We start from the raw sequence: 753 nt of genomic DNA on the forward strand, positions 1-753 counted from the left end.
GTGAAAACTTCGCCCGTAACGAGGGTTCAAAGCGATATTCATCGTCTACAAACTGGGAAGAATCACTACTCACATTCTTTACTCATTCTTATCGAACCATTTACAGTAAGCGCCAATGATTCAAAGAGTTAGGTTGTTAAATAAGCCACGCCAACCAAGCGTATTGTTTTAGAAAAACAATGAAACCACCCACAATCATTAACATTTCACATAAAACACCATAACAATTGTTTTATAAAGCCCAAACGCTCGATTTTGAGATAACGATGAGTGACCCCACCGACAGAACTTAGATTGTTCCTCTCTTATATACCTCTTCATAGATACTAACTCAGTTATTTTTACTTCATCGCATACCTTTAAGTAGTGAATAAATTTGCACCAAATCATACTCCGCGTGATGAAATGTAAATATATTGTGATTAAGATCTCTCAGCCCTTTTTCTCATCCTCAGCCCTTTGATTTATGGATGATTTACCTCTGTTTCACTTGGTCAATAATGAAGCAAAACACAATAATAAGGACTTGAACGTGAAACGCACCCTAACTACGACGGCCTTAGCGGTTTCTTTCGCACTCTTAGCTGGATGCCAGGCTACAACCGAGACCTCTGAACAGGTCGACCTCAATGCCTACCAATGTCAAACCACACACAGCGCAGAAATCAACGACCTGCGTATCTACCAAGTAATGGTCGAAAGCTTTGTGAATGGCGATGACTCCATTGGTCACGGTACCGGCTACGGCACTAG

1 pseudogene is annotated in these 753 nt (G+C 40.9%); it reads left to right on the top strand.

The features are described 5' to 3' along the window. Nucleotides 1-490: 490 nt before the first annotated feature. Nucleotides 491-753, top strand: a pseudogene (locus tag KIV40_RS35190) (glycosidase); the annotation flags it as partial.

It is taken from the genome of Vibrio sp. D173a (assembly GCF_030248475.1).